Below are 26,969 nucleotides of genomic sequence, written 5' to 3'. Positions count from 1 at the left end.
GTCAGAACAGCCGCAGCTTGTCGTCCTCGATGCCGCGCATCGCGTCGTAGTCGAGGACCAGGCACCCGATCCCGCGGTCCGTCGCCAGCACCCGGGCCTGCGGCTTGATCTCCTGCGCCGCGAACACGCCCCGCACCGGGGCCAGATGCGGATCCCGGTTGAGCAGCTCCAGATAGCGGGTCAGCTGCTCCACGCCGTCGATGTCCCCCCGCCGCTTCAGCTCCACGGCCACCGTCGCGCCGTCCGCGTCCCGGCAGAGGATGTCGACCGGGCCGATCGCGGTCGGGTACTCACGGCGGATCAGGGTGTAGCCCTCGCCGATCGTCTCGATGCGGTCGGCCAGCAGTTCCTGGAGGTGGGCCTCCACACCGTCCTTGATGAGCCCCGGGTCGACACCCAGCTCATGGGACGAGTCGTGGAGGACCTCCTCCATGGTGATGATCAGTTTCTCGCCCGCTTTGTTCACCACGGTCCAGACGCCCTCGTTCCCGTCGGCGCCCTCCTTCAAGGTGCACGGAGGGGACATCCAGTTGAGAGGTTTGTACGCCCGGTCGTCGGCGTGGATCGAGACGCTGCCGTCCGCCTTCACCAGGATCAGACGGGGGGCGGAGGGCAGGTGGGCGGTGAGCCGGCCCGCGTAGTCGACGGAGCAACGGGCGATGACGAGACGCATGGTCGGCAACGCTACTCGACGACCACGGGTCCACGCGATTCCCGGACCCCGTCGCGGTAGCCCCCTTGACGTATGCCGAGCGGACGCCGATCGGGCTTGCCCCTCTTTGCGACCGTTCGTTATTGGCCGGTTGTGTTCCCAATCTCCTGGTGCGGCCCGGACTGCGCGCTTACCGTGGAAGCAGGAGGTCGTCGTCTGTGTACGCAGCGTCGCCGTCCTGCCCCGCCCGTAAGGCCCCGTCCACCTGTTCGGGGTCGCGAGAGGAGAACCCATGTCGCTCGACGTCTCACCGGCGCTGTTGGAACAGGCCGAGCGAGGCGAGGTCGACGAAGCCGACTTCGTCGACTGCGTCCGGACCTCCCTGCCCTACGCATGGGAGATGATCAGCTCGCTGGTGGCCCAGCTGAAGGTCGACGGCGGACAATTCGCCGACAACCAGACGCCCCCGCCGGACGAGCAGGCACGCGGCCAGTTGCTGCGTGCGCTTGCGAGTGATGCGATACGCGGCGCGCTGCAGCGGCACTTCGGAGTGCGCCTGGCATTCCAGAACTGCCACCGCGTCGCGGTGTTCCCGCTGGACGTCTCGGTCGACGAGCGGCTGGCCCGATTCACCTCGGTGAGAGGCCAGTTGCTCAACCAGTCACCCGAGCTACGGGACTGCTGAACGCTTCTGCTGCCGCTTCGGGCCGCGGGAGGTGCAACTGGCTCCGGGGCGGCAGCTCCCGCACCACCGCACCACCGGGATCACCAGCGTGAACGCATCACTCCAGCAACGGCAGCACTTCCGTGCCCAGCCGCTGCACATTCGTCTCCGTCGCCGCGAGATCGCCCGACCCCTCGACCATGAGGGCGAAGCGAGTGATGCCCGTGCGCTCCGCCGTGGCCGCCAGCCGGTCGGCGGCGAGACGCGGCGGGCCCACCGGATGCAGGCCGCAGAGGAACTCCGTGTAAGCGACGGGGTCGCGCATCACCCGGTGCCGGCCGTCGACCGTCACATGGGCGTCGAGCCCCTGACGCAGCCATCCCGGCATCGCCTTCACGAGCGTCTCCTCGGCGTCCGCGGGACTGTCCGCGATCTGCGCCACCCCCGCGGACACATGTGCTACCCGCTCCACGACCTCCGTCGGCTGACCGGCCTCCCGGGCGGCCGAGCGCCACAGGGCCGCCATGCCGGCCTTCTCCTCGTCGCCGCAATGCATCCCGAGGAGCATCGGCAAACCCTTCTCAGCGGCGAGTTTCACGCTTTTCGGCGACGTGCAGGCGACGATCACCTCAGGGCCCGGCGGGCCGTCCCCGAGGAGCTCGTCGGTCCGGGGCACCACCGCCACCTCGCGGAAGCGGTGACGCTTCCCGCTCCCCGCCACCCTGGGCCTGACCAGCCAGTCGAGCAGCAGTTCCAACGCCTCGGGGAAGCCCCTCTCGTACCCCTCGAGCCCGCCGCCGAACACCTCCAGGTCGACCCACGGGCCACCCCGCCCCACCCCCAGGGAGAAGCGCCCTCCGCTGGTCAGATGCAGCAGAGCGGCCTGCTCGCCGAGCATGACCGGGTGGTGGCTGGGCAGCACACTCACCGCCGTGCCCACGCGGATCCTGCGGGTGCGGCCGAGCAGCAGCGCGGCCAGTGTCGTGGCGGACGGGCACACCCCGTACGGCACGAAGTGATGTTCCGCCAGCCAGACGGAGTCGAGCCCCGCCTCCTCCGCGACCTCCGCGGACCGGACGGCCCGGTGCAGGGCCTCGCCCTGCCCCTGGCCCGGGAACTGGGCTGCCAGCACGAACGTTCCTACGCGCATCGTCAATCGCCTCCTTACGGCCGACGCGGCTGTCCCCCACTGGCAACAACGTCCGACACGTGCCAAAGGCACGGTCCAGGGCGAAGTTGTTGCGATTTTCCGGTTACCCATTCGTCCCGCCGCTGCTCACGCGCCCCTTCCGACACGGGCCCGCAGGCGATGCCTCTAGGCTGGACGGGACGACCTGCCCGAGCCGCCGCCCCGTGAGGTGTTCCGTGTCCCCGCGCCGCAACCGCCCCCGAGGCGGCGAGAGTCCTCACAGCAACGCACGAGAGGCGGGGGAGCGCTACGGCGGGGGAGGCGACACCGAGAGCTGGCAGGGCGAGGAGTGGTCGGTGCGCCCGGTGAGCGGCGCGAGCGCGGCGGGCAAGCGCTACCGCTGCCCCGGCTGCGACCAGGAGATCCCGTCCGGTGTCCCGCACCTCGTCGCCTGGCCCGAGTTCGGCGGGATCGACGACCGCAGGCACTGGCACAAGGCCTGCTGGAACGCGAAGGACCGCCGCACCACACGGGTGCAGCGGTCCAGGAACGCTCCGCGCCACTGAGGCCGGCCGGTCCGGGACCGACCGGCTGCCGTGTCAGACGTCGCGCCGGTCCAGCGCCGCCAGGGCGCCGGCCATGGCCACGGCGGTCACGCCGACGATGATCCACAGCGGGTCCCAGCCGCTCGGCCCCGTCGAGGTCATCGACGTGTTGTACAGCGTGCCGAGCTGGTTGGGGATCGAGTACTCGAGGAGCGCCTGCTGCACAGCGGCCAGCGTCGGCGAGAACATGAACATCGCCAGCACGAGCGGGAGCAGCACCACCGCGATCATGATCGTGATGGCACCCGCCGAGTGCCGGATGATCGCACCGAGCGCGAGGGAGAGCAGCCCGAGCGTGGCGACGTAGAGGCCGACCCCGACGGTCGAGCGCACCCACAGGCCGGTGTCGGGTGTGGCGCCGTCCAGGATGGCCGTCTGCAGGACGCCGACGATCCCGGTGGTCACCGTGGTGATCGTGAAGGCCAGCAGGAAGAAGACCACCGACTTCGCGATCAGCATCCGTGCCCGGCTCGGGCACGCGGTCAGCGTCGTACGGATCATCCCGGTGCCGTACTCGGACGCGATCGTCAGCACCCCCAGCGTGATCACGCAGATCAGTCCGAGCAGTACGCCGAAGAAGCCCAGGCTGAGCACGGGGGTGTCGTCGATGGGGGCGTCCGACACGTTCACGATGAGCGCGGTGAGCAGGCCGATGCCGACCAGCAGCACGATCATCACGCCGAGCGTCCACATCGTGGAGCGCACGGAACGGATCTTCGTCCACTCGGAGGCGATCGCGTCACCGAGGCCGGGCGTGCGCACGGGGATCGGTGAGGCGTACAGGCCGGGAGGGGCGCCCCACCCCTGCTGCGGCCCCTGAGGAGCCTGGTGCGCCTGCGGGGGCGTCTGCGCTTGCGGGTGGTGCGGCGCCGGCGTCGTCATCGGGAGTCCTCGCTGGTCTTGGGGCCGGCCCCGTCCGCGGTGATCGTGGGGGCGGGCGCCGGTGTGTCGGCGTACGGGTTCTGTCCCGGGGGCGGCGGTGCGTACCAACCCTGCTGCGGGACCTCCGGCGCACCCGGGGGCGCGGGGAAGGGCTGCCCGTAGCCGGGCGGCGGCTGGAGCCCCTCCTTGGCGTCCGCCGTCGAGCGGTAGTCCACGGCGCCCTGCGTCATCCGCATGTACGCCTCCTCCAGCGACGCCTGGTGCGGCGAGAGCTCCCACAGCCGTACGTCCGAGGCGTGGGCCAGTTCACTGATCCGGGGGAGCGGCAGCCCGGTGACGCGCAGCGCCCCGTCCGGCTCGGTCATGACTCCGCCGCCCGCCTCCGTCAGTGAGGCCGTCAGCTTCTCCCGCTCCTCCGGCCGGTCGGCGGGGACCCGCACCCGCGCGAAGTCGGCGGAGTTGGCGGAGATGAACTCCTTGATGCTCATGTCGGAGAGCAGCTGCCCGCGGCCGATCACGATCAGATGGTCGGCGGTGAGTGCCATCTCACTCATCAGGTGACTGGAGACGAAGACCGTGCGGCCTTCGGAGGCGAGCTGCTTCATCAGGTTGCGGACCCAGAGGATGCCCTCGGGGTCGAGCCCGTTGACCGGTTCGTCGAAGAGCAGCACCTGCGGGTCGCCGAGCAGCGCCGCCGCGATCCCGAGCCGCTGGCCCATACCGAGGGAGAAGCCCTTGGACCGCTTCTTCGCGACGTCCTGCAGCCCTACGACACCGAGGACCTCGTCGACCCGCGCAGCCGGGATGCCCGCCAACTGGGCCAGGCACAGCAGGTGGTTACGGGCGCTGCGCCCGCCGTGCACGGCCTTGGCGTCGAGCAGTGCCCCCACCTGGCGCGGGGCGTTGGGAAGGCTGCGGAAGGCGTGGCCGCCGATCGTCACATGTCCGGATGTCGGCCGGTCCAGGCCGAGCATCATGCGCATGGTGGTCGACTTGCCCGATCCGTTGGGACCGAGGAACCCCGTCACGGCACCGGGCCGTACCTGGAAGGAAAGGTTGTGCACGGCCGTCTTCGCGCCGTAGCGCTTGGTCAGGCCGACTGCCTCGATCATTCTCCAGCCCCATCGACTATTCCGTCGTCGGGGCCCAGGCCTCTCCGGCCGCACGCCCCCGTAAGAGTTAGGAGGATAACCAGGCTCCGGTGGTTCCGGCCAAGTCGTCCGCCCGGAGCGGCGCCGCTCCGGGCGTCGGTCAGGCGTCCCGCTTCTTCAGTACGAGGTAGCCGCCGATCAGCGCGGCCACCACCCACAGAGCCATGATCCCGAGTCCGGCCCAGGGCCCGTAAGGCGCCGGGTCGCTGTTCATGGCGTCCGGGACCACCTGCATGATCTTGGAGCCGGCCTGGTCGGGGAAGTACCGGGCGACGCTCTTGGCGCCGGGGACCGCGGAGAGGATCTGCGAGACGAGGAAGAAGAACGGCATCAGGATGCCCAGCGACAGCATGGAGCTGCGCAGCATCGTGGCCACGCCCATCGAGAAGATCGCGATCAGACCCATGTAGACGCCGCCGCCGAAGACCGCGCGCAGTACGTTCTCCGCGCCGAGGTCGGTGCCGCGGTCGCCGAGCAGGGCCTGACTGAGGAAGAAGGTCACGAAGCTGGTGGCGAGGCCGACCACCAGGGCCAGGACGCCCGCCACCGCGATCTTGCTGAAGAGGAACGATCCGCGCTGCGGCACGGCGGCCAGCGAGGTGCGGATCATGCCCGAGCTGTACTCCGTGCCCACCACCAGGACACCGAAGACGACCATGGCCAGCTGCCCCAGGACCATCCCGGAGAAGCTCACGAACGTCGGGTCGAAGGTGGCCCGCTCGGCGGCGGAGAGGTCGTCGAACTGGCTGTTCAGCAGGGCGCTCAGGGCGGCGCCCATGGCGACGGTGACGAGGAACGCGGAGATGAGCGTCCAGGTGGTCGACGAGACCGTACGGATCTTCGTCCACTCGGAATTCAGGACCGCGGGTACCGATGCCATGCCGTCACACCCCCTTCGTCACGTCGCCGGCCGTGCCGCCGCCGGTCTGCTGGTTCCACTGTTCGCCCCAGTGCGGGCCCACCGGCGGTGGCTGGGCGCCGTCGCGTTCGGAGTGGGCGTGGTATTCCACGGAGCCCGCGGTCATCTGCATGAAAGCCTCCTCCAGGGAAGCCCGCTGGGCGCTGAGCTCGTGCAGCACGATCCCGCTCCGCCCGGCCAGCTCGCCGAGCCGCTCCGGGGCCTCTCCGTCGATCTCCAGCGCGCCGTTGCCCGACTCGACCGCGACGACGCCCTCCGCGTGCAGCAGGTCGCGCAGGCGTTCCCGTTCCGGGGAGCGCATCCGTACGAAGCTGCGGGAGTTCTCGCGGATGAAGTCGGCCATCGAGGTGTCCGCGAGCAGCTTGCCCTGTCCGATGACGATCAGATGATCGGCGGTCAGGGCCATCTCACTCATCAGGTGCGAGGAGACGAAGATGGTCCGGCCCTCCGCCGCGAGCGCCTTCATCAGATTCCTGATCCAGTGGATCCCCTCGGGGTCCAGACCGTTGACGGGCTCGTCGAACATCAGGATCTCGGGATCGCCGAGCAGCGCGGCCGCGATGCCCAGCCGCTGGCCCATGCCGAGGGAGAAACCCTTGGACTTCTTCTTCGCGACCGCGCTCAGGCCGACGGTGTCCAGCACGTGGGAGACCCGGCTCGCCGGGATGCGGTTGCTCTGGGCGAGGCACAGCAGGTTGTTGTACGCGCTGCGCCCACCGTGCATCGACTTGGCGTCCAGCAGTGCCCCGATGTGCTTGAGCGGCTCCTGGAGGTCGCGGTAGGGACGGCCGTCGATCCGCACCGTTCCGCTGGTGGGGTTGTCGAGGTCGAGCATCATCCGCATGGTCGTGGACTTGCCCGCACCGTTCGGGCCGAGGAAACCCGTGACCATCCCCGGCCTGACCCGGCATGACAGATGGTCGACGGCAACCTTGTTGCCGAAGCGTTTGGTGAGACCGTCGAGCTCGATCATGCGCTCACGCTAGAACGGCCGCGCGCCCGGCGCCACCACAAAGGCGGAACCGGGCGCACAAAGGGGTACAGCTGCTGTACGCGCTGTACGTGCCGTGGGTCAGCGGGTCTGCTGGGCGGGGACCCCGCGGGTGGCGGACTCGTCCTCCGCCGGGGAACCGGCGGCGGCGACCGCGGCACCCGTCAGCGTCGCCAGCATCTCGCGGACGTTGGTGAGCTGGGCGTTGATCGAGTCGCGGCGGTTGGTGAGCGCCGCCAGCTCGCGCTCCGACTCGCTGCGGATCCGGTCGGCCTTGGCGTTCGCGTCCGCCACGATGTCCTCGGCCTGACGCTGAGCCGTCTCCACCGTCTGACGGGCCCGGCGCTCGGCGTCCGTACGAAGCTTCTCGGCCTCCAGGCGGAGCTGCTCGGCGCGGTGCTCGATCTCGGCGAGACGCTTCTCGGCCTTCGCCTGACGGGACGCGAGGTCGCGCTCCGACTGATCGCGGCGCTTGGCGAGGTTCGTCTCGAAGTCGGCGGCGGCCTGGGCGGCCTTGGCGCGGGTCTCCTCGAAGAGGGCGTCCGCCTCCTCGCGCTTCTGCTGGGCGTCCTTCTGGGCGTCGGTGCGCAGCGTGCCCGCTTCGCCCTTGGCCTTCTCGACGATACGGACGCCGTCGTCCTCGGCCTTCGCCTTGCGCTCGGCGGCGAACGTCTCCGCGTCGTTGCGCACCTGCTGGGCGGCCGACTCGGCCAGCTCGCGGTGCTGCTCGGCCGCGCGGCGGGCCTCCTCACGGAGGTCCTTCGCCTCCTCCTCGGCGAGGCGCAGGATCTTCTCCACGCGGGCACCGAGACCGGCGTACGACGGCTCGGCGTCGTTGACCTGGGCCTGGGCGTTCTGCGTTTCGAGGTGGAGTTCCTCGATGCGCTTCTCCAGAGAGGTGATGCGGGCGAGAGCGCTGTCACGGTCGGCGACGAGTTTGTTGATGCGGTCGTCCACCTGACCGCGGTCGTATCCACGTCGCACGAGCTCGAAGCCGAAGGGGGAGGAAGGGTCGCTCATGGGGTTCCTGTCGAATGAGACCGGTGAGGTGTTAGAGGGAATCCTAGGGGCCTGGGCGGCGTGTCAACGTGAAGATGCCGCTTTGGTATGGAGAATGACACCCCTTTTGAGTGGCTGCCCCCCGGAGCGCTTGCGGCCGGAAGGCTTGAATGTGCATGGCAAAACGGGTGAGTCCCTACCCGTCCGACGCCTTGCCCCCCGAGCGGTTGCCGGCCGCCGCGCCGGCCTTGACGCCGGAGGCGCCGCCCGATCCCTTGCCCGATCCACCCGGAGCCTCGAAGGACTCCAACGCTTCGAGGACGTCCTGGACACGGGAGATCTCCGTGTTGATGTCCTCGCGTCTGCGGACCAGCAGGTCGAGTTCCCGGCGGCCGTCGTCGACGATCTGCTTCGCCTCGGCCTCGGCGTCGGCGCGCAGCTTCTCGGCCACCCGCGTCAGCTCGGCCTTCTTGGTCTCGGCCTCCTTGAGGAGCGACTCTGCGCGCTTCACGGCGGCGATACGGACCTTGCTCGCCTCCGAGTTCGCGTCCGACAGCAACTCCTTGGCCTTGGCCTCGGCCTCGGCCCGCTGCTCCGTCGCCGCCTTCATCAGCTTGTCGACGCGCTCGCCCGCCGTCTTCATCTGCTCGGAGGTCTCGCGCCGCGCACGCTCGTGCAGCTCCTCGACCTCGCTCTCGATCCGGGCCCTGAGCTCCTCCGCCCGCTCCCGGGTCGCGGTGGCGTCCCGGCGGGCGCCGACGAGCAGCTCGTCGGCGTCCGTACGGGCCCGCTCCACCAGGGAGTTGCCCTCGACCGTCGCCTCCGAGGTGATCCGCACGGCCTCGTTGCGGGCGGCGCCGACCATCCTGTCGGCCTGCTCCTCGGCTTCGGTGGCGGCGCGCAGCGCCTCCTCCTGCGCCTTGTTGACGAGCTGGTCGGCCTGTTCGGCGGCGTCGGCGCGGCGCTTCGCCGCGGCCTCGCGCGCCTCGTCCAGCAGCCGGTCCGCCTCCTGGCGGGCCTCAGCGCGCAGTTGCTCCGCCGCGGCCTCGGCTTCGGTGCGCAGCCGCTCCGACTCCTCGCGGGTACGCGCCGCGTGCTCCTGGGCCGAACCGACGGTCTGCGCCGCCTCCGCGCGCAGCCGCTCCGCCTCGTCGGTCGCCTCTCCGATGAAGCGTTCCGACTGCTCGGTGGCCTCGGTACGGACGCGCTCGCTCTCGCTCGTCGCCTCGGCCATGAGCCGGTCGGCCTGCGCCGCCGCCTCGGAACGGATCCGGTTGGCGTCCTCACGGGCCTCACCGCGGGCGCGCGCGGCGTCCTGCTCCGCGGACGCGAGGGCGTCGGACGCCTCCGTACGGACCCGCTGGCTGTACGCCGAGGTGTCCGAACGCAGCTTCTCCGACTCGGCGATGGCCTCGGAGACCGTCCGCTCGGCCAGGGCCTTCGCGGCCTCCGACTCCTCGTGCGCGACCTGACGGATGCGGTTGGCGTCCTCGGTGGCCCGCTCACGCTCGGCGTAGGCGTCGGACCTGACCCGGTCCGCCTCCGCCTCGGCCTCGGTCCTCGTACGCTCGGCGGAGTGCTCGGCGGCGGACCGCAGCCCGGCGATCTCCTCCTCCGCCTGCTCCTGCAGCCCGGCGACGGAATCCCGCACCTGCTGGGCGGTCTGCTCGGCGGCGGAGACGAGCTCGGCGGCCCGGCTCTCCGCCTCCTCGACCAGCCGCTGTGCCTCGGCCTGGGCCTCCTGGACCCGCTTGCGGGCGGAGGCGAGGAGCTCCTCGCTCTGCTCGCGGGCGCGCTCGCGCTCCTGCTCCGCCTCGGCGCGCGCCGAGGTGAGTGTCTCCTCGGCGGCACGGCGACGGCGGTTGGCCTCCTCCTGGGCGGCGGCCAGGGCCTCGGCGGCCTCCGTGCCGACCCGCTCGGCGGCGGCCGCGGCCTCGGAACGCACCCGGTCGGCGCTCTCCTGCGCCTCGGTCTTCAGCCGCTCCGCCTCGGCGGCGGCCTCGCTGCGCAGCCGTACGGCGACGTTCTCGCCTTCGGCGCGGGACTGCGCGGCGTCCGCGGCGGCCTCCGTGCGCAGGCGGTCGGCCTCCGCGGTGGCCTGCTCCTGGAGGGTGCGGATCCGCTCGGCGGCTTCCGCGCGCAGCCGCTCGGACTCCTCGCTCGTCTCGCGGCGGAGCCCCTCCGCCTCGGCGCGTGCCTCGCCGAGCGTCGTCTCGGCGGCCGTGACCCGGGACTCCGCCTCGGTGCGCAGCCGCGCCAACTCGTCGGCAGCCTCGGCCTTGCGGGCCTCCACGGCCTGCTCGGTCTCCTCGCGCAGAGCCTCGGCCGCCGTCTCCGCCGCGGCGGTCAGGGCGGCCGCCTGCTCCTCGGCCTCGGCGCGCAGCTTCTCCGCCTCGGCACGGCTGCGCTCGAGCGCCTCCTCGGCCTGCTTGCGCAGGGTGGCGGCGCGCTCGGCCGCCTCGGTCCTGACGCGCTCGCTCTCGGTGCCCGCGGAGGTCCGGAGCTCCTCTGCGTCGGCCTTGGCCTTGGTGAGCAGCTCCTCGGCGGTGCGGGCACCCTCCTCGAGCTGCTGGACGGCCTCCCGGCGGGCCTCTCCGCGGATGCGCTCGCCCTCGGCGACGGCCTCCGAGCGCAGCTGCTCGGCCTCGCCACGGAGACGGCGGGCCTCCTCCTGCAGCTCGACGGTCTTGGCCCGGTACTCCTTGGTGTCGTCCTTGGCCGCACCCTTGAGCTGGTCGGCCTGCTCGGCGGCCTCCCCGCGCAGCCGGTCCGCCTCGGCCTCGGCCTCACGGCGGATCCGGTCGGCCTCCTCACCGGCGGCCTTGGTGGTGGACCTGGCGTCGTCGGAGGCCTTGGTCAGGACCTCCTCGGCGCTCCTGGCCGCCTTCGCGAGCTGAGCCGCGGCGTCCTCGGCGGCCACGGTGCGGGCCTTCTCCGCGGCCTCGGCGACCACCCGCTCGGCCTCCGCCCGGGCGTCGACCAGGGCCTGCTCGGCCTCTTCCTTGAGCGTCTCGGACTGTTGCGTGGCCTCGCCGACCAGCCGGGCGATCTCGGTCTTGGCCGTACGGGTGCGCTGCTCGTTCTGCGACTCGGCGCCGGCCAGCCGCTTGGCCGCGGCCTCCTTCGCCTCGGAGAGGACCTTCTCGGCCTCCAGCCGGGCCTCGCGCAGCCGGGTCTCGGCCTCCTGCATGCGCTGCTCGGCCGCGCGGTTCAGCTCGGCGGTCTGCTGCCGGGTCTGCTCGGTCTCGGCGGTGGCCGTCGAGCGCAGCCGCTCGGCGTGACCCGTGGCCTCCTGGGCCTGCGAGGAGGCGGCCTCCAGCAGCCGCTCGGCGTCCCGGCGGGCCCGCAGGAGGGTCGCCTCCGCGTCGGCACGCGCCGACTCCGCCTCGGAGTTGAGGCGCCGACGGGTCTCGTCGGCGAGCCGGGCGGCCTCGGCGCGGGCGGCCGCCAGCGACTGCTCGGCCTCCGTACGCGACTCGTCCAGGAGACGGCGGGCCTGCGACTCGGTCCTGGCCCGCAACTGCTCGGCCCAGGCGACGTTCTCGTTGACGTGGGACTCGACGGTCTGCCGGCGCTCCGCCAGCTCCTGGTCGAGCCGCTGGCGCCGCTGCACCGCTTCTGCGTGCAACTCCGCCTGGAGACGCGCCTGATGTTCCGCGTGCTCCTGCAGGATGCGCTGCGTCTGCGCCCTGGCCTCACGCAGCTCGCGCTCGGCGTCCGTACGCAGCTGATCTGCCTGGATCTGGGCGTTACGGAGCATCTGTTCGGCCTGGTAGCCGACGTCCGCGCTGTCGTGTGCGGGACGGGTCGCCAGATTGCGCCGCGCCTCGTGCAGCTTGGCGCGCAAGACCTCGACCTGGTAACCGAGGTCCTCGGCGTGCTGGACGGCCTTCTCCCGGTCGGTCTTCAGCCGGTCCATCTCGGCTTCGAACCTCGAGAGATGGTCGTCGTCAGCTCGGTGGCTCTGCTGGCTCTCGTAGCCCCGCACTGCGCGGTCCCATCCTTCCCCGAGCTCTCAACTTCTTCCCCACGCTCTCGACTTCGTTCGAGCAGGGGATGCCCCACTGAGCAGGGGGAGGCCCCAACCCTGGTCGCAATTCTCCGTACGAGGACCGCTCTCCGGCGAGCGGTCCCCCGGGGAATGGTGACAGACCAACGGCACGGCCCCGACCCGGCCCCGGCCCGGAACCGCCCACTCTACCGGGCCGGGTATCCGTCGGGTCAGTGCTCCTTTGCCGAGGTGACCAGTTCGGTCAGCACGCCGTGGCAGTCCTTGGGGTGCAGGAAGGTGATCCGGGAACCCATCGATCCGGTCCTGGGCTCGTCGTACAGCACCCGGACACCCTTCCCCCGGATGTCCGCGGCCTCCTGGTCGACGTCCGCGGTCCCGAACGCGATGTGGTGCACACCCTCGCCGTTCTTCGCCAGCCACTTGCCGACGGCCGAATCCTCACGGGTCGGCTCCAGCAGCTGGAGGTAGGAAGCCCCACCGTCGGAGGTGTCGTTGATCTTCAGCATGGCCTCCCGGACGCCCTGCTCCTCGTTGATCTCCGAGTGGTACACCTCGAAGCCGTAGGTCGCACGATAGAACTCCACCGTCTTGTCGAGGTCGAAACAGGCGATTCCGATGTGGTCGATTCGCGTCAGCATGGAACCAGTGCAGCGCCCCGGGGTCGGTTACGCAACGTGCGCGCGATCACACCGACAGCCGGATGACGGGCGCCGTACCGCTCAGTACATTCAGGTAAACCCTCGTTCACAACCGATCCCAAGGGGCTGCGCCTCATGTCTGGAACGACCGGAACCACCTCAGTGATCGTCGCGGGCGCGCGGACGCCCATGGGCCGGCTCCTCGGCTCCCTGAAGAGCTTCTCCGGGGCCGACCTCGGAGGTGTCGCCATCAAGGCGGCGCTGGACCGGGCCGGCATCGGCGGCGACCAGGTCGAGTACGTGATCATGGGCCAGGTGCTCCAGGCCGGGGCAGGGCAGATCCCGGCACGTCAGGCCGCGGTCAAGGCCGGAATCCCGCTGAACGTCCCCGCCCTCACCGTCAACAAGGTGTGCCTGTCGGGACTCGACGCGATCGCGCTCGCGGACCAGCTGATCCGCGCCGGTGAGTTCGACGTCGTGGTGGCCGGCGGCCAGGAGTCCATGACAAACGCCCCGCACCTGCTGCCGAAGTCCCGCGAGGGATACAAGTACGGTGCGATCGAGATGCTCGACTCCATGGCGTACGACGGCCTGACCGACGCCTACGAGAACATCCCGATGGGCGAGTCCACCGAGAAGCACAACACCCGCCTGGGCCTGGCCCGCGCCGACCAGGACGAGATCGGCGCCCAGTCCCACCAGCGCGCCGCCGCCGCCCAGAAGAACGGCGTCTTCGAGGCCGAGATCACCCCGGTCGAGATCCCGCAGCGCAAGGGCGACCCGGTCCTCTTCTCCAAGGACGAGGGCATCCGTCCCGAGACGACCGCCGAGTCCCTCGGGAAGCTGCGCCCCGCCTTCACCAAGGACGGCACGATCACCGCGGGCACCTCCTCGCAGATCTCCGACGGCGCCGCCGCCGTCGTCGTCATGAGCAGGACGAAGGCCGAGGAGCTCGGCCTGGACTGGATCGCCGAGATCGGCGCCCACGGCAACGTGGCGGGCCCGGACAACTCGCTCCAGTCGCAGCCGTCCAACGCCATCCGGCACGCCCTGAAGAAGGAGGGCATCGGCGTCGAGGACCTCGACCTCATCGAGATCAACGAGGCCTTCGCGGCCGTCGCGGTCCAGTCGATGAAGGACCTCGGCGTCACCTCCGACAAGGTCAACGTCAACGGCGGCGCCATCGCGCTCGGCCACCCCATCGGCATGTCCGGCGCCCGTGTGGTGCTGCACCTCGCGCTGGAGCTGAAGCGGCGCGGCGGTGGTACCGGGGCGGCCGCCCTGTGCGGCGGTGGCGGTCAGGGCGACGCGTTGATCATCCGCGTACCGGGCAAGTAACCGGTACGGCGAGCGAGGAGGCCGAGCGTGAAGGTGGACGTCCCCACCCTGGTCGAGCAGGCACGCGAGGGCAGGCCGCGTGCGGTGGCCCGGCTCATCTCCCTGGTGGAGGGGGCCTCGCCCCGGTTGCGCGAGGTGATGGCCGCCCTGGCACCCCTCGCCGGCCGTGCCTACGTCGTCGGCCTGACCGGCTCGCCGGGTGTCGGCAAGTCCACCTCGACCTCGGCGCTGGTCTCCGCGTACCGCAAGGCCGGCAAACGGGTCGCGGTCCTGGCCGTCGACCCGTCGTCGCCGTTCTCCGGGGGCGCGCTGCTCGGGGACCGGGTCCGGATGTCGGAGCACGCCTCCGACCCGGGCGTCTACATCCGCTCGATGGCCACCCGGGGCCACCTGGGCGGCCTCGCGTGGTCGGCACCCCAGGCGATCCGGGTGCTGGACGCGGCGGGCTGCGACGTGATCCTCGTGGAAACGGTGGGGGTCGGCCAGTCGGAGGTGGAGATCGCCTCCCAGGCCGACACCTCCGTCGTCCTCCTCGCCCCCGGCATGGGCGACGGCATCCAGGCGGCGAAGGCCGGGATCCTGGAGATCGGCGACGTCTACGTCGTCAACAAGGCCGACCGGGACGGCGCCGACGCCACCGCCCGCGAGCTCAACCACATGCTGGGCCTGGGGGAAGCCCGGGGGCCCGGTGACTGGCGGCCGCCGATCGTGAAGACGGTCGCCGCCCGGGGCGAGGGCGTCGACGAGGTCGTCGAGGCCCTGGAGAAGCACCGGGCGTGGATGGAGGAGCACGGCGTCCTGGCCGAGCGGCGTGCCGCGCGAGCGGCCCGCGAGGTCGAGACGATCGCCGTCACCGCGCTCCGTGAGCGGATCGCCGATCTGCACGGCGACCGCCGGCTGGACGCCCTCGCGGCACGGATCGTGGCCGGCGGCCTCGACCCGTACGCGGCGGCGGACGAGCTGGTCGCGGGACTCACCAGCGGGAACTGACGGCTCCCGGGCGGCGTGCGGGCCGCCCGGGAGCCGCCCCAGCCACGTCTCCCGTGCCGCGTACGTACGGCCGGACGGGTGCACGTCCGCCCTGCCACTCCGTCCTGCGACGCGTGATCAGGTGCGGCCCGCCGGGGAGGGCTGGGTGGCGTTCCCGTTCAAAGCACCTCGGGGGACGCGTGCCGGGACCATCACGCGAGAGGTGTTCGCCGCGACTCCGGCGCGAGGATCAAAGGGGCTCTTCCTCGTAAGGGCGGCCGGCGTTTCGATCAACGCGCGTGCCACGGCGTAGGGGCGGCTCGTTTGGTATACGAGGTGATCAGAGCTGTTTCCATGTGGTCGACGCCGCCGAGGGAGCCGATGCGGTCGGTGAAGTAGGTGTGAAGGGCGTCGGCGTCCCGACAGACGGCGATGGCGATCAGATTGTGGGTGCCGGTCGTGGTGCCGACGAAGGCCGCTTCGGGGTCGGCGGCCAGGGACCTGGCGACGCTGTCGAGCCGGGCGGGTGTGACGGTCAGCCAGAGCAGGCACTGGGCGGAGAAACCGAACAGGGCTGGATCGACCTCGACGTCGAGTTGCAGTACGCCGGTACGGCGGAGCTCTTCCAGACGGCGGCGGACGGCGGATTCCGACCAGCCGACCTGGCGGGCGAGGTGCGGGTAGGCGGCGCGGCCGTCCGCAGCGAGAGCGGGGAGCAGTCGGCGGTCGAGATCGGTCAGGTGGACTGGCCCGGTACCCGCAGCGGCCGGTGGCCGCAGTGCTGCCATCTGATCGGCGGTGAGCGCCGAGGTCCGGCCGGTCCAGCGGTGGTCCATCACGGGGCGTAGCAGCCGTTGTGCGTCGACCTGCGTGATCTGGGGCAGGCGGTCCAGCGCTTCCAGGGGCGCCGGGCCCTGGTCGGCGACGCGGAAGATGCAGACGATCTCGGTGCCACTGGAGACGACGGTCACCCAGGCGGTGTCCTGGCGGCGGGCCAACGTGCGGGCGAGCGGTGCGGTGGCGGATGGCAGGCCCCGCAGGCGTATCAGCCATTCGGCATGGCCGGTGCGGCGGCTGACGGGCACGCCGGCCACTCGGGCTGCCCCCGCGGTGCGGAGCCTGCCGAAGCGGCGGGCCACGGTGCGGTCGGAGACGCCGAGAACATCCGCGATCCTGCTGAAGGCGGCGCGCCCGTCGAGCTGGAGCGCGTGCAGCAGCCGCAGATCAAGCAGGTCCAGTGTGACCGAATCCACCTGGGCAGTGTAGTCCGGTGTCGGATAGCGGCGCGGCGGCGACAGTCGGAGGTCAGGCACGGGTGGCCGACGGAGTATCAGCCCCATGACACGTGACATCCAAGGCATCCATCACGCCGGGATCCTGACCCGGGACCTCGACGGGCTTGAGCGGGCCTATGCCTCGTTCGGGTTCACTCTCAGCCCTCGCTCACAGCACCTGCTGGGCGGACGGCCCGGCCAGGCACCGATGCCCGGCTGCACAGCCAACCGCTGCGCACTCTTCGGTAGGTCGTACATCGAACTGCTCGGGATCGTGGACGAGTCCGCGCCCGACCCCTGGCACACCAAGGCGATGGCCGACGAGTACGAGGGCTTCAGGCTGCTCGACCTCGACACCGACGACGCCGAATTCGCCGGCCAGCGACTGGTCGCCGCCGGTCTCCGCACCTCGGGCGTGCTGGAACTGGAGCGAGACGTCGACACCGAGGAAGGGACGCGCACGGTCCGGGCCCGCGCCGTGCACATCGATCCGCGCTCAACCCCGGAGGGTTACCTGGGGATCGCTCAGCACCTCACCCGCCGGTACGTGCACCAGCCGCGCTATCTCAGCCACCGCAACGGCGCGCGCGGCCTCGGTGCCGTGCTCATGGTGGCCGACGACGCCGAGTACGACGCGATCACGAACCGGTACGTCCGCATGCTGCGGGCAACCCCCGAGCACTGCGGTCCGATCACCGCGCTGGAGATGTCGGCTGCGCGGTTGGAGATCGTCCGCGCCTCGGACGCCGAAGAGGTGCTGCCCGGCGAACCGGTCCCGGCCCCGTCCTACCTGGCCGCCATGACCGTCCTGGTCGATGACGTCGACGACGCCCGCGAAATCATCGAAAGTGGCGGCACCGCGACCCGGTCGACCGGTTACGGGTTCTTCGTCTCCGCGCGCCACGCGTACGGAGCAGGCCTGTTCTTCGCCGCCGGCTGAACGCCGCGTCGGCCCACACGAGCTCCTGAAGTTCGTCACCCGAAGGTCAGGTTGCTCGCAGCGCACCCTGCGCGTATGTGCAACGCCCTTCGTGCACCCGCAGCCGACCCGAACGGCAGCCGGACGACCGGACGCCCCGTAAGGAAAACCGTGGCTTGCTCGTCTGCACGTTCTCACCCCCTTTGGAGGGCCCATGTTCACAACCCTTCTGCTCCTCCTCGGCCCGGCGCTGGGATTCCGCCTGCTCGGCGTGCTGGGGATCAGGCGGTTCGCGACCTGGCGGGCCGGCGCCATCCACGGCCTGGCGGTCATGCTCGTGGCCACCGCGACCGCGCACTTCCTCCCGTCAGGCGTCACCGTGATGCCCAGCCACGACGATCTGGCAGCCATGGTCCCGCCGTTCGTGCCGTTTCCCCGCACGATGGTCTACGTGACCGGTGTGCTGGAGCTCCTCGGCGCCGCAGGGCTCGTCCGGACCACGACACGCTCGCCGGCCGGGATAGGCCTGGCCGCACTCTTCGTGCTGATGCTCCCAGCCAACATCTACGCCGCCATCGAGGACATCCCGCTCAACGGCGATCCGGCGACGCCGTTGTGGTTCAGGGTTCCTGAGCAGCTGCTGTTCATCGCCATCGCGCTGTGGGCGGCTACAGCCACTCACAGGGCCTCCTCCCGGCGACTGCCGGCCGCGGCCCTGCCCGGACCCCACGACACCACAGCGAACCGGTGAAAATGGCCACCGGGGAACCAGGAGAAGACACGGCACGACACACCGACGGGAGGGAACCCCTCACCGTGGGGTTCGTGATCACTGGGGCGAGTGCCGGCAGACTGGTGGACGCGGACGGCAGGGTCCTGTCCGGCTTCGCGCCCTGAGGCGGAGCCGGACAGGACCGCCGGGCGTGAGGATCAGTCGTCGTCGCCGTTGTCGTCGTTGTCGTCGTCACCGTCGTTGTCGTCCTCCTGGTCCACGGTGACCTTGCCGCTCCCGGCATCGACGCGCAGCTCGTGCTCCTTGCCGTCCTTGCCTGCGACGTCGACGTCCCAGCGCGGCGCACCGGCCTTGCCGTTGTCGTCGTCGTCGTCGTCCAGGTCGACCGACGTCACCGTGCCGGGCTGCGCGCCGAGCGCGGCCTTCACCGCCGCGTCCAGGGACACGGCCGCCGAACGGGGCGCGTGCCGGTCGCGGTCGTCGTTGCCGTCGTCCTCGCGGTCGGACAGCACCGTGCCGTTCCGCGCGTCCACCGTCACGTCGTGCCAGACCTTGTCGGATCCGTACACGTCGAGCTCCCAGACAGCGCGGTCGCGGTCGTCGTCGTCCTCGTCCAGCTCGGCCTCGGTGACCGTGCCGGGGACGGCCTTCAGGGCGGCGCCGACGGCCTCGTCCACGGTGAGCCGCTCCGCCTTCGGCCCGGTCTTGTGCTCCACGGTGTTCCCGGCTGCCCGGTCGGCCACGACCGCACGGTCCGCCACGGCCGTCCGCTCGTCGGTCCCGCTGCTGCCGGAGTCCGCGAAGGCCGCGGTGGCGGCGAGCCCGCCACCGACCAGTACGGCCGCGGTGAGAGTGGCGACGGCGATGTTGCGCTTCATGGTGGGTTCCTCCCCGATGGGATGTGCTGTGCTGTGCTCCGCTGTGCCGAGCGACAGGACCCACACTGGCCCGGCGATGCTGAACGCAGCCTGAAGGCACCTGAAGGCTTCTTCAGCTTCGGTGCGGGAAGCTGTCCCCATGCGCCTGTTGATCGTGGAGGACGAGAAGCGTCTCGCGACGTCCCTCGCGCGGGGACTCACCGCCGAGGGCTTCGCCGTGGATGTCGTGCACGACGGCCTGGAGGGGCTGCACCTGGCCGGCCAGGGCGTCCACGACCTCGTGGTCCTCGACATCATGCTGCCCGGGATGAACGGCTACCGGATCTGCGCGGCCCTGCGCGCCGCGGGGCACGAGATGCCGATCCTGATGCTGACCGCGAAGGACGGGGAGTACGACGAGGCGGAGGGCCTCGACACGGGCGCCGACGACTACCTGACCAAACCGTTCTCGTACGTCGTGCTCGTCGCCCGGATCCGGGCGCTGCTGCGCCGCCGTGGCGGCTCCGCCTCGCCGGTGCTGACCGCCGGCACGCTGCGCATGGACACCGCCGCCCGGCGGGTCCACCGGGGCGAGGACGAAATCGCGCTCACCGCCAAGGAGTTCGCCGTCCTGGAACAGCTCGTGCTGCGCGCGGGCGAGGTGGTCAGCAAGGCCGACATCCTGGAGCACGTCTGGGACTTCGCCTACGAAGGCGACCCGAACATCGTCGAGGTCTACATCAGCACCCTGCGCCGCAAGATCGGCGCCGCGTCGATCCGTACCGTACGGGGCGCGGGCTACCGGCTGGAGGCGCTGTGAGGTCCGTACGGGCCAGGGCCGCCCTGGGCGCCACCCTGGTGGTCGCCGTCGCGCTGACCGTCGCGGGGCTGGCCGTCCTGGCGGTGCTGCGCGGCAACCTGACGGACCGGGCGGGACTGGAGGCCGAGGTGACCGCACGTGAGGTGGCCGGGGAACTGGCCCTCGGGGCGACGTACGCGGAGCTGGAGCCGGGCGACGACGACACCCACCCCGTCCAGGTGACGGACCAGGAGGGGCGCGTGGTGGCCGTCTCCAAGGAGCTGGAGGCGATCTCGGGGACGGGGACGTCACAGGTCGTGCCGGTCTCCCCGGCGCCGGCCCCGAGTCCGGGTGACGACGACGATGACGAGGACGACGACGGGAGCGACCCGCCCCGCGGTGAGGTCTCCTCCGACCCGCCGGACTTCACGAACGGCACCGCCACCGTCGACGGCGGGACGGCGGACTACCGCTTCGCCGCCGTCGAGGTGACCACCGGGCAGGACGTGACCCTGACCGTCCACGCGGGCGCCCCGCTCGCGGCCGAGCAGGAGGCCGTGAACACCGTACGGACCTCGATGCTGACAGGGCTGCCCGTCATGCTGCTCGTCGTCGCCGGCGTGACCTGGCTGGTCACCCGGCGCGCACTGCGCCCGGTCGAGGGCATCCGGCAGGAGATGGCCGCGATCACCGCCTCCGAGGACCTCAGCCGCCGGGTGCCCGAGCCGGACTCAGGGGACGAGATCGCGCGGCTGGCCCGTACGACCAACGAGACCCTCACCGTGCTGGAGGCCTCGGTCGACCGGCAACGGCGCTTCGTCGCCGACGCCTCGCACGAGCTGCGGAGCCCGATCGCCTCGCTGCGCACCCAGTTGGAGGTGGGGGAGGCCCACCCGGAGCTGCTGGACGTGCCCGGCGCGGTCGCCGACACCGTACGGCTGCAGGTGCTGGCCGCCGATCTGCTGCTGCTCGCCCGGCTGGACGCGGGGGAGCGGCCGGGGCGGGCGGCGGTCGGCCTGGACGCGCTGGTCCGCGAGGAGGTCTCCCAGCGCTCGGACCGGATCCCGCCGCACGTGTCCGTCTCCGACGGCGGTGGACCACTCGAAGTCGCCGGTTCGCGCGGCCAGTTGGCCAGGGTCGTCGGCAATCTGCTGGACAACGCACAGCGCCACGCGGAGCGTTCGGTCGCCGTGTCGGTGCGGGCGGACGGCGGTGACGTGCTCGTGGAGGTCACCGACGACGGCTCGGGCGTGCCCGAGGCCGAGCGGGACCGGATCTTCGAGCGTTTCGTGCGGCTGGACGACGCCCGCAGCCGTGACGACGGCGGAGCCGGGCTCGGACTGGCCATCGCCCGTGACGTGGCCGCCCGGCACGGAGGCACACTCACGGTGGACGAGGGGCCGGGCGGCGGCGCGCGGTTCACCCTGCGGCTGCCGGGGAAGCCGCAGGACGGGCGGGAGGGGACGACGGAGGACGGCTGAGAGCTGTCGTCCGGGCTACGGCTTGCCGCGCCGCCCGCGCAGGTGGTCCGCGATCGGGGTCAGTGCCGAGTGCAGTCCGGCCAGCTCTTCGGGGGAGAGCAGGTCCATGAAGTGCCTGCGCACCGACTCGACATGACGGGGCGCGACCTTGCGCATCGTCTCGCCGCCCAGCTCCGTGAGGACCGCGAACAGTCCGCGCCGGTCCGACTCGCAGTGCTCGCGCCGCACCAGGCCGGCGTTCTCCATGCGGGTGATCTGGTGCGAGAGCCTGCTCTTGGACTGCAGGGTGGCGGCGGCGAGATCGCTCATCCGCATGCGCTGGTCGTCCGACTCCGAGAGGTTGACCAGGATCTCGTAGTCGTTCATGGTCAGGCCGAACGGCTGGAGGTCCTTCTCCAGCTGATGCGTCAGCAGCCTGCTGACGTCCAGGTGGGTGCGCCAGGCGCACTGCTCCGCATCGGTAAGCCAGCGTGTGGCCGTCTCGGTCTCCATGTATGAATTCTACCTAAGATGTTGAAAGCCGGACGAAGTTTGAGGGTGTGACACGGCGCACGCACCTGCCGGCGTCACACTCCGCAGACTACCGCTCACAGCCCGAAGCGACGCTGGAGGTCCCCCAGCTGACCGGGCATGCGGGGTGCGGAGCCATGTTGACCACCGCTCCCGGGCCCGCCACCCGGCACGCCCGGCTCGTGCGGGACGGCGCCGGTCGCGTGCTCGGGCATCAGCGCCTCGGTCGACTGGAGCAGCACCGTCCCCGCCCCGACGAACTCGAACTGGTGCTCCTCACCCGAGGTGCCGCCGATCCCGGTCAGCGAGCGCAGCCCGCCAATCACGCCCGTCATGTAGCCGTGGTCGTAGTGGTGGCAGGGCGAGGGGCAGTCCGCCCAGCCCACCAGCGCCTGTGGGTCCACCCGGAGCGGCGGTTCCATGAAGACCACCGGACCGTTGGACGCGGCGACGAACTTCCCCGTCCCGATCAGGGTCAGGAAGCCCGGCACGATCGACTGCTTCAGTGCCAGGGTCGGCTGGTAGGCCAGCAGGTTGCCGGACCGGATCGTCAGGTTCCCGTCCTCCAGGTCGAAGGAGTTCACATCGAAGGCCCGGTCGGCGAGCAGCATCTTGCCGCTGCCCTCGGCCACCACCCAGTCGCTCGCGTGGAGCGGTGAGTGGAAGCTCGTACGGATCAGCCGCTCGAAGCGGCCGTGCCCGATGCCGTTGAAGTCGATCTGCCCGTAGTAGGCGATCATCTTGCCCTTCTGCAGGAACCACTGGCTCCCCTTGAGCTCCACGCAGAAGGTGTACGCGTTGACGTTGTCGTCCGACGGCAGCGTCATCGGGTCGTGGATCACCGGCGTGCTCACAGCTTCTCCTCCGACGCCTGGACGTACACCGCTCCGTTGCCGCTGAGTTCCAGCTGGAACGCCTCGCCGGAACCCCGCCCCACCATGTCACGCCAGCCGAGCGCGGTGGACAGCTTGTTGGTCACGTCACCGTGGTGCGCGACGTAGGCCTGCGGGTCCACATGCACCGGCCGGCCCGGCGTGATCGGCAGCTCGATCACCCCGCCGTGCGCCATCACGGCGACCGCGCCGTGTCCCTTGAGCGTCGTCGTGAACAGGCCCTGCCCGGTCACCTGGCCGCGCACCATGCCCATCACCCCGCCCTGCGAGCCCATGAACATGGTGCCCTGCTGGAGCGTCCCGTCGAAGGCGAGCAGCCGGTCGGCCTCCACGTAGAGGGTGTCGCCGGTCAGGCCGATCACCTGGATGTGGTGGCCCCCGTGGCCGAACATCACCGTGCCGTTGCCCTCGACCGTCATCAGCGGAGTCGCCTCGTTCGCCACCCGTCGGCCGATCATCGACCCCAGACCGCCCTGGCCGCCCTGGATGTTCGGGGTGAACGAGACGTCACCCCGGTACGCGAGCATCGCACCGCGCTGGCTGTACATCTTCTGGCCGGGGACCACCACGGCCTCGACCATCTTCGAGTTGATCTCACGGAACGGCATCAGACATCGCCCCCGACGGTGTTCCGCTCGCTGGGCTGTACGTAGACGAGGCCGTCGCCCTCGAAGCGGATCTGGAAGGACTCGCCCGACCCCTCGCCCATGAGCGTCCGGAAGTTTACCCCGGACTGGAAGTGCTGCTGGAGCCTGCCCTGGTGGGCGATGTAGGCGCCGGGATCGACGTTCAGCGGGTACTGGGGTGTCACCCGCAGCACCACGGCGGTGCCGTCCGACATGATCGCCGCCTGGCCGGTGCCCTCGACGGTCGTGGTGAACAGGCCGTTGCCGCTCGCCCCGCCGCGGAGGCCCGTGAAGGAGGTCCCGGTGCGCAGCGCGGAGTCGGCGGCCAGCAGATTGCTGGACTCGACGTACAGCGTCTCGCCGTGCAGCGAGACGAGGTTGATCTCAGTCGCCCGGTCGGCGAAATAGCAGGTGCCCTGTCCCTTCACCTCCATCATCTCCATCTGCTCGCCGGTCAGCCGGCGGGTCACCATGCCGCGCAGGCCCTCACCGCCGCCGGACATCTTCTTGAACGCCATCCGGCCGTCGTACGCCACCATCGCGCCGTTCTTCGCCTTGACGGCGTCGCCCGTCAGGTCGACGGCGAGCGTCTTGCTGCCTTGAAGTCGGAACATCGCCACGGTGCGACGTTAGCCGCAGGGAGGGCCGGCGGACAGAGCCCTGGGGCCGATGCGCCCCCCGGAACGACCCTGATATGCGCGGATACGTGCGACGCGGGCCCGGCGCGGACCCACTGCCGGGCAGGCCCCGGGGCGATGCCACAATGGCTGTGCTTGTGCCTGCTTTCACAAGCCGACACGCCCCTCCCACCGAAGGTGCCCTCGTGGACATCAAGACCGCTTCCGCCCTGCACCGGCTGCGCCTCATCTCGCTTCCCGAGGCGCTGTCCTTCCCGGCGCTCCTCATCTTCGGCTCGCTCCTCATGCGGGTCTCGGACATCGACTTCCTGATGCCGCCCCTCGGCGCGCTGCACGGCCTGCTCTTCACGATCTACGTGATCTTCCTGCTGGACGTGTGGGTCAAGGCGAAGTGGCCCCTCAAGCGCGTCGCCCTGTTCTTCCTCCTCGCGGTCGTGCCCTTCGGCGGTCTCTACGGCGAGAAGCTGCTCAAGAAGTACGAGGCCGACGGCGTCATCGCCGCCCGTGCCCGCGCCGAGGGGACGGTCAGCGCATGATCGTCGCCTTCTCCGTCAGCCCGCTGGGCGTCGGCGAGGACGTCGGTGAGTACGTCGCCGACGCCGTCCGGGTCGTCCGCGAGTCCGGGCTGCCCAACCGTACGGACGCGATGTTCACCTCGGTCGAAGGTGAGTGGGACGAGAGTGGGGTCTCCCCTGCTCGAACGTAGTTGAGAGCTTGGGGAAGGACGTGGTCAAACGCGCCGTGGCCGCCGTCGAGGCACGCGCCGGCCGCGTGTCCCTGGTACTGAAGGCCGATATCCGGCCGGGTGTCACCGACGGTCTGACCTCGAAGGTCGAGACGGTGGAGCGCCACCTGGCGGGCTGACGACCCCGTCCGCCTCGCACGCACGACGAGCCTCCACGCCCTCCGGCGCCGGGGGCTCGTCCCGTTCGGGCGAAGGGAACCGCCCGGTCGGACCTGCCGGGTCGCCATGGTGCCGGATATCCCCTTCTGTGGGGTCACCGGTACATCCGACCGTTGGAGGAGCGATGCCGTCGGAAAGACGTGACCAGGACCGCCGCAGCCGGCGCACCGGCCGCACCGGGTGGCGACGAATAGGAGCGGTCACCCCGCCGACGCTCGCCGCCCTGCTGCTGCTCGTCCTGGTCCTCCCCGCCCACCGGGCCGCACGCGGGAACGGCCAGGCGTGGCTCTCTCCCGCCGACGCCGTGATGCTGGTGTCCCTCGGCCTGCTCGCCGTGTTCGCGGCGGCCGGCCTCGCCCTGGTCGTGCACGCCGCCACGGTGGCGGGGGCCCCGGCCCCGCCACCGCCTGAAGCCGGCACCCGGGTCGCCTTCCTCACCACGTACGTGCCCGGCGGGGAGCCGCTCTCCTCGGTACGGGCCGGCCTGGAGGGTGCCGTACGGATGCGGCCCCCCGGGCCGCTGGACGTCTGGCTGCTCGACGAGGGGGACGACCCGGAGGCCAGGATGCTCTGCGCCGAGCTGGGCGTGCACCACTTCACCCGCCTCGGGGTGCCCGAGTGGAACCGGGCGCAGGGCCCGCACCAGGCCGGGACGAGGCACGGCAACCTCAACGCCTGGCTCGCCAAGCACGGTGACGCCTACGACCTCTTCGCCGCCGTGGACACCGGCCACGTCCCGCTGCCGGGCTTCCTGGAGCGGATGACGGGGTACTTCCGGGACCCGGACACCGCGTTCGTCGTCGGTCCGGAGCCCGCCGGGGAGCATGACGTCCAGGTACTGGCGCAGCGGGTGGGCAACCGCCACGGTGCGGCCTTGTTCACCGGCCCCGGCAGCGTCGTACGCGTCACGGCGCTGCGCCAGGCCGGTGGCTTCCGCGACTCGGTCACCGATGACACGGCCACCGGGCTCGAGATCCACCGCCGCCGCAACCCCCGGACCGGGGGGTACTGGCGTTCCGTCCACACCCAGGACGCGGTGGTCTCCCGCGCGGGGCACGTCCCCTCGGCGGACCGCTCCGGCCGACGGCCGCACCGGCCCCGCAGGGCGCTCCTGCGGCAGTACGGGAAGGCACTGTTCCGGATGCCGCCGGGCCGGCTCCTCGGCTACACGCTGCTGCTCGTCCACCGCCCCCTGACCGCCCTCACCCGGCTGCTCGGTGTGGTGAGCTGCCTTGCGGCCCTCGCCCACCCGGCCGCCCGCGGCTGGGCCGTGCTCGCTCTGGTGATCGCCCTCACGCCGCTCGCCGTGCGGTCCTTCCCCGTGCGGCGTGAACCCGGGAACGGCAGTGCTGTGCGACCGGGCGGGCCGGTCCCGCTCAGGACTCCTGCGCTGCCAGAGCGATGCCCAGCGGTGTGCGCTCGTACAGCACCTGATGCCCGTAGCGCCGTGAGGTGAGCAGACCGGCCGCGCGCAGCACCGACAGATGCGCCGACACGGAGGACGGGGCGAGCGCGAGCCGGTGGGCGAGCGCGCTCGTCCCGGCCGGTTCGCCGATGGCGCACAGCACGTCGGCGCGGGCCCTTCCCAGCAGCCGGGCGAGCGTCTCCGGTGTCCGGTCGGCGGACTCGGTCCACAGCCCGCCGATACCCCGCGCGGGGTAGATCACGGCGGGCCGCCAGGGAGGTTCGTAGCCGCCGACGACATCCGGCCACACGAAGACGCTGGGCATCAGGACAAGGCCCTGACCGCCCAGAACCCGGCTGTGGCTCCCCTTGGTGCCGACCACCGTCAGGGTCGAGTCCGCCCAGCGCAGCTGAGGGCTGATCTCGCCGAGCAGCCGCTCGAAACCGGCCTCCGCCAGGCGGCGCGAGTGGTAGGCGATGTCCGCCTCCAGCAGGGCGCGCAACCGCGGCCAGTGCGGTTCGACCATCACCTGCCAGGCCCGCTCCAACAGGTCCGCCAGCTCCTGGACCGCCCGTGCCGGGTCGGCCAGCATCCGCCGGCCGGCGGGGGAGTGGAGGCCGTGCGGAGTATCGGCGAGCGAGAGCGCCATGTCCTCACGTGCGGTCGCCGGATCAGTCGCGCGTACGGCCGCCACCTCTTCGGAGAAGGTGGCGAGCGGTCCGAGCGGCGGCGGGCAGATGAAGTCCGGGTTGTGGCCGCGCTCCGGCATCAGCAGCCACAGCGGCGTGAGGTCCAGTCCGGCGGCCCCTTCCTCGATCCGCCGTAGCCAGGGCAGGTGGTAGCCGTGCCGGCCGGGGCGGGAGAGGGTACGCACGGCCTCCTGCGTCTCCCAGAGGGGAGAGACCGCGAAGCGGCAGCGGAGCAGATCGCTCTCGTCGAAGTACAGATGGAACGGCATGGGCGGCTCACTCGACTTTCGGT

The 26,969-nt window shown here is 71.2% G+C and carries 26 protein-coding genes and 1 pseudogene; 11 read left to right on the top strand and 16 right to left on the bottom strand.

Going from position 1 to position 26,969, the window contains the following annotated elements; translation table 11 throughout:
- Position 1: 1 nt before the first annotated feature.
- On the bottom strand, positions 2–673 hold the full coding sequence (nucS, locus tag ACFYSH_RS06095) for an endonuclease NucS (protein ID WP_359476814.1): 672 nt from the start codon (positions 671–673) through the stop codon (positions 2–4).
- Between the two features lie 271 nt (positions 674–944).
- Between nucS and ACFYSH_RS06090 the strand changes: the two genes are divergently transcribed.
- Positions 945–1,337 (top strand): SCO5389 family protein, encoded by a 393-nt coding sequence (locus tag ACFYSH_RS06090; RefSeq protein ID WP_359476811.1) that lies wholly within the window; start codon positions 945–947, stop codon positions 1,335–1,337.
- Between the two features lie 97 nt (positions 1,338–1,434).
- Here ACFYSH_RS06090 and ACFYSH_RS06085 read toward each other — a convergent pair whose 3' ends face one another.
- A complete protein-coding gene (locus ACFYSH_RS06085; protein WP_359476808.1) occupies positions 1,435–2,466 on the bottom strand; it encodes an LLM class flavin-dependent oxidoreductase in 1,032 nt (343 codons plus the stop codon).
- A 215-nt stretch (positions 2,467–2,681) separates the two neighbouring features.
- Between ACFYSH_RS06085 and ACFYSH_RS06080 the strand changes: the two genes are divergently transcribed.
- Positions 2,682–3,011: an ATP/GTP-binding protein gene (locus ACFYSH_RS06080; RefSeq protein ID WP_359476805.1), complete on the top strand. Its 330-nt coding sequence runs from the start codon at positions 2,682–2,684 to the stop codon at positions 3,009–3,011.
- 33 nt (positions 3,012–3,044) lie between these two features.
- Here ACFYSH_RS06080 and ACFYSH_RS06075 read toward each other — a convergent pair whose 3' ends face one another.
- The 7 genes from ACFYSH_RS06075 to mce form a co-directional block, all read right to left on the bottom strand.
- Positions 3,045–3,932 carry an ABC transporter permease subunit gene (locus ACFYSH_RS06075; protein WP_359476802.1) on the bottom strand — a complete coding sequence of 296 codons (888 nt, stop codon included), beginning with the start codon at positions 3,930–3,932 and terminating at the stop codon, positions 3,045–3,047.
- On the bottom strand, positions 3,929–5,044 hold the full coding sequence (locus ACFYSH_RS06070) for an ATP-binding cassette domain-containing protein (RefSeq protein ID WP_359476799.1): 1,116 nt from the start codon (positions 5,042–5,044) through the stop codon (positions 3,929–3,931). Before ACFYSH_RS06070 ends, ACFYSH_RS06075 begins: the two co-directional genes overlap by 4 nt.
- A gap of 139 nt (positions 5,045–5,183) precedes the next feature.
- Positions 5,184–5,963, bottom strand: a complete 780-nt coding sequence (locus ACFYSH_RS06065) for an ABC transporter permease subunit (RefSeq protein WP_359476796.1) — start codon at positions 5,961–5,963, stop codon at positions 5,184–5,186.
- A 4-nt stretch (positions 5,964–5,967) separates the two neighbouring features.
- Complete coding sequence (locus ACFYSH_RS06060) at positions 5,968–6,975, bottom strand: ATP-binding cassette domain-containing protein (RefSeq protein ID WP_359476793.1); 1,008 nt, start codon at positions 6,973–6,975, stop codon at positions 5,968–5,970.
- Between the two features lie 99 nt (positions 6,976–7,074).
- Positions 7,075–8,013 carry a cellulose-binding protein gene (locus ACFYSH_RS06055; protein ID WP_359476790.1) on the bottom strand — a complete coding sequence of 313 codons (939 nt, stop codon included), beginning with the start codon at positions 8,011–8,013 and terminating at the stop codon, positions 7,075–7,077.
- A gap of 175 nt (positions 8,014–8,188) precedes the next feature.
- The gene (gene scy / locus ACFYSH_RS06050) at positions 8,189–11,980 is read right to left on the bottom strand and encodes a polarized growth protein Scy (protein WP_359476786.1); all 3,792 of its coding nucleotides are present in this window, start codon (positions 11,978–11,980) and stop codon (positions 8,189–8,191) included.
- Between the two features lie 233 nt (positions 11,981–12,213).
- Positions 12,214–12,642, bottom strand: a complete 429-nt coding sequence (gene mce, locus ACFYSH_RS06045; protein WP_359476783.1) for a methylmalonyl-CoA epimerase — start codon at positions 12,640–12,642, stop codon at positions 12,214–12,216.
- A 135-nt stretch (positions 12,643–12,777) separates the two neighbouring features.
- On the opposite strand from mce, the gene ACFYSH_RS06040 reads away from it, so the two are divergent.
- Both ACFYSH_RS06040 and meaB read left to right on the top strand, forming a co-directional pair.
- Positions 12,778–13,980, top strand: a complete 1,203-nt coding sequence (locus ACFYSH_RS06040; RefSeq protein WP_359476780.1) for an acetyl-CoA C-acetyltransferase — start codon at positions 12,778–12,780, stop codon at positions 13,978–13,980.
- 27 nt (positions 13,981–14,007) lie between these two features.
- On the top strand, positions 14,008–14,970 hold the full coding sequence (meaB, locus tag ACFYSH_RS06035; protein ID WP_359476777.1) for a methylmalonyl Co-A mutase-associated GTPase MeaB: 963 nt from the start codon (positions 14,008–14,010) through the stop codon (positions 14,968–14,970).
- 269 nt (positions 14,971–15,239) lie between these two features.
- On the opposite strand, the gene ACFYSH_RS06030 is transcribed toward meaB, so the two are convergent.
- A complete protein-coding gene (locus tag ACFYSH_RS06030; protein WP_359476774.1) occupies positions 15,240–16,202 on the bottom strand; it encodes an AsnC family transcriptional regulator in 963 nt (320 codons plus the stop codon).
- Between the two features lie 85 nt (positions 16,203–16,287).
- Between ACFYSH_RS06030 and ACFYSH_RS06025 the strand changes: the two genes are divergently transcribed.
- Positions 16,288–17,163: a VOC family protein gene (locus ACFYSH_RS06025; protein ID WP_359476771.1), complete on the top strand. Its 876-nt coding sequence runs from the start codon at positions 16,288–16,290 to the stop codon at positions 17,161–17,163.
- A gap of 193 nt (positions 17,164–17,356) precedes the next feature.
- Positions 17,357–17,893 carry a hypothetical protein gene (locus tag ACFYSH_RS06020; protein WP_359476768.1) on the top strand — a complete coding sequence of 179 codons (537 nt, stop codon included), beginning with the start codon at positions 17,357–17,359 and terminating at the stop codon, positions 17,891–17,893.
- Positions 17,894–18,072: 179 nt separating this feature from the next.
- Here ACFYSH_RS06020 and ACFYSH_RS06015 read toward each other — a convergent pair whose 3' ends face one another.
- Positions 18,073–18,753 carry a PepSY domain-containing protein gene (locus ACFYSH_RS06015; RefSeq protein WP_359476765.1) on the bottom strand — a complete coding sequence of 227 codons (681 nt, stop codon included), beginning with the start codon at positions 18,751–18,753 and terminating at the stop codon, positions 18,073–18,075.
- Between the two features lie 139 nt (positions 18,754–18,892).
- Between ACFYSH_RS06015 and ACFYSH_RS06010 the strand changes: the two genes are divergently transcribed.
- Both ACFYSH_RS06010 and ACFYSH_RS06005 read left to right on the top strand, forming a co-directional pair.
- Entirely contained in the window at positions 18,893–19,552 is a 660-nt protein-coding gene (locus ACFYSH_RS06010) for a response regulator transcription factor (protein ID WP_359476762.1), read from the top strand.
- Positions 19,549–21,012, top strand: coding sequence for a HAMP domain-containing sensor histidine kinase (locus tag ACFYSH_RS06005; protein WP_359476756.1), 1,464 nt, complete (start codon positions 19,549–19,551; stop codon positions 21,010–21,012). Before ACFYSH_RS06010 ends, ACFYSH_RS06005 begins: the two co-directional genes overlap by 4 nt.
- Before the next feature lie 15 nt (positions 21,013–21,027).
- On the opposite strand, the gene ACFYSH_RS06000 is transcribed toward ACFYSH_RS06005, so the two are convergent.
- The 4 genes from ACFYSH_RS06000 to ACFYSH_RS05985 form a co-directional block, all read right to left on the bottom strand.
- Positions 21,028–21,504 (bottom strand): MarR family transcriptional regulator, encoded by a 477-nt coding sequence (locus tag ACFYSH_RS06000; RefSeq protein ID WP_359476753.1) that lies wholly within the window; start codon positions 21,502–21,504, stop codon positions 21,028–21,030.
- A 95-nt stretch (positions 21,505–21,599) separates the two neighbouring features.
- A complete protein-coding gene (locus ACFYSH_RS05995) occupies positions 21,600–22,376 on the bottom strand; it encodes an AIM24 family protein (protein WP_359476750.1) in 777 nt (258 codons plus the stop codon).
- On the bottom strand, positions 22,373–23,023 hold the full coding sequence (locus ACFYSH_RS05990) for an AIM24 family protein (protein WP_359476747.1): 651 nt from the start codon (positions 23,021–23,023) through the stop codon (positions 22,373–22,375). The genes ACFYSH_RS05995 and ACFYSH_RS05990 overlap by 4 nt, the downstream gene beginning before the upstream one ends.
- Positions 23,023–23,655, bottom strand: a complete 633-nt coding sequence (locus tag ACFYSH_RS05985; protein WP_359476832.1) for an AIM24 family protein — start codon at positions 23,653–23,655, stop codon at positions 23,023–23,025. Before ACFYSH_RS05985 ends, ACFYSH_RS05990 begins: the two co-directional genes overlap by 1 nt.
- A 209-nt stretch (positions 23,656–23,864) precedes the next feature.
- Between ACFYSH_RS05985 and ACFYSH_RS05980 the strand changes: the two genes are divergently transcribed.
- The 3 genes and pseudogenes from ACFYSH_RS05980 (at position 23,865) to ACFYSH_RS05970 (ending at position 26,039) form a co-directional block, all read left to right on the top strand.
- Positions 23,865–24,215 (top strand): DUF3817 domain-containing protein, encoded by a 351-nt coding sequence (locus ACFYSH_RS05980; RefSeq protein ID WP_325746621.1) that lies wholly within the window; start codon positions 23,865–23,867, stop codon positions 24,213–24,215.
- Positions 24,212–24,543: pseudogene (locus tag ACFYSH_RS05975) on the top strand (MTH1187 family thiamine-binding protein). Before ACFYSH_RS05980 ends, ACFYSH_RS05975 begins: the two are co-directional and overlap by 4 nt.
- Positions 24,544–24,707: 164 nt before the next feature.
- Positions 24,708–26,039, top strand: coding sequence for a glycosyl transferase (locus ACFYSH_RS05970; protein ID WP_388751090.1), 1,332 nt, complete (start codon positions 24,708–24,710; stop codon positions 26,037–26,039).
- Here the strand turns inward: ACFYSH_RS05970 and ACFYSH_RS05965 are convergent.
- Positions 25,960–26,946, bottom strand: a complete 987-nt coding sequence (locus ACFYSH_RS05965; protein ID WP_388751088.1) for a DUF5937 family protein — start codon at positions 26,944–26,946, stop codon at positions 25,960–25,962. The two genes, ACFYSH_RS05970 and ACFYSH_RS05965, sit on opposite strands and share 80 nt — an antisense overlap.
- Positions 26,947–26,969 lie beyond the last annotated feature (23 nt).

Origin of the sequence: Streptomyces sp. NPDC005791 (assembly GCF_042871485.1) — a bacterium.
Taxonomy (GTDB): domain Bacteria; phylum Actinomycetota; class Actinomycetes; order Streptomycetales; family Streptomycetaceae; genus Streptomyces.
This window is presented reverse-complemented; position numbering and strand designations above follow the sequence as displayed.